Origin of the sequence: Sandarakinorhabdus sp. (genome assembly GCF_040398645.1) — a bacterium.
Classification (GTDB): domain Bacteria; phylum Pseudomonadota; class Alphaproteobacteria; order Sphingomonadales; family Sphingomonadaceae; genus Sandarakinorhabdus.
This window is the reverse complement of the sequence record NZ_JBBATR010000080.1, coordinates 4,672-5,909: the sequence shown is the minus strand read 5'-3', so window position 1 is coordinate 5,909 and position 1,238 is coordinate 4,672. Positions and strand designations below refer to the sequence as shown.

Annotated in this window: 2 protein-coding genes; both read left to right on the top strand. The window is 65.8% G+C overall.

Annotated features, from left to right (window positions below):
* Window positions 1–485, top strand: a 485-nt coding sequence (locus tag ABWP50_RS12640; protein ID WP_353218343.1) for a glycoside hydrolase family 3 N-terminal domain-containing protein, incomplete at its 5' end; no start/stop codon positions are given.
* A 4-nt stretch (window positions 486–489) separates the two neighbouring features.
* On the top strand, window positions 490–1,238 hold a 749-nt coding region (locus ABWP50_RS12635; RefSeq protein ID WP_353218342.1), incomplete at its 3' end, for a segregation and condensation protein A.

Here is a 1,238-nt window from a genome sequence, read left to right as displayed (position 1 = left end):
TGGTCACCGCCAGCCGCGCGGAGCTTGAGGTGGATTTCGAACCGTTCCGCCGGCTGGCAGCGGCACCGATGGCGATGACCGCCCACATCACCTACACCGCGCTCGATGCGGCGCGCTGCGCCACCCTGTCGCCGGCGGTGATCGATCTGATCCGCAGCGACATCGGCTTTGGCGGGCTGCTGATGTCCGATGATCTGGGCATGCACGCGCTGGGCAATCCATTGTCGGGCGGGCACCCGCCGGGCAGCAACGCGCTGGCGGATTTTGGCGCGCGCGCGCTCGCCTGCATCGATGCCGGCTGCGATATCGCCCTGCACTGCTCCGGCGATTTTGCTGAAATGCGCAGCATCACCGAAGCGGCGCCGCGCATGAGTGCCGAAGCCAGCGCGCGCCTGGATGCCGCCATGGTGTGGATGGAGTCCGGCGACACCACCCCGCCCAAAGATTGGGCCGCCGCGCGCGATGCGCTGCTCGCCATGGCCTGAAAATATGGCGGTCACCGAAGCCCACAATTTTGACACCGCTGTCCGCACGCCGCCAGCGAATGGCACCCTGGTGCTGCAATTGGGCAGCTGGGAAGGCCCGCTCGACCTGCTTTTGGGCCTGGCGCGGGCGCAAAAGGTCGATCTGGCGCAGATTTCGATCCTGGAACTGGTCGATCAATATCTGGCCTTCATCCGCGATGCCAAGGCGCTCAGCCTGGAAGTGGCGGCTGATTATCTGGTGATGGCGGCGTGGCTGGCCTATCTGAAATCGGCGCTGCTGCTGCCCCGCGATCCCCTCGTTGAGCCCGATCCCACTGAAATGGCTCTACAATTGCAATTCCAGCTGCAACGCCTCGAAGCGATGCGCACCGCCGGCCAGCACCTGCTGGCCCGCCCGCAACTGGGCTGGGACAATTTCCGGCGCAGGAATCCCGAAGGTTTGGCGCAAGATCAGCGCCCGGTGTACGATTGCAGCTATTATGATCTGCTATCGGCCTATGGCGCCATCACCGCCCGGCGCACTCGCAGCGTGCATGTCGTGCGCCGCCGGCAGGTGATGACCCTCGATGAAGCCATGGAGCGGCTGGCGCATCTGATCGGCCGCAGCGCCGATTGGACTGAACTTGCACGCTTTTTGCCCACCGATCTGGCCGATGAGCCCTATGCCCGCTCCGTGCTGGCCTCCAGCTTTGTCGCCGCGCTGGAACTGGCCCGGCAGGGCCGGCTGGCGCTGTCGCAGGGCGCGGCCTTTGC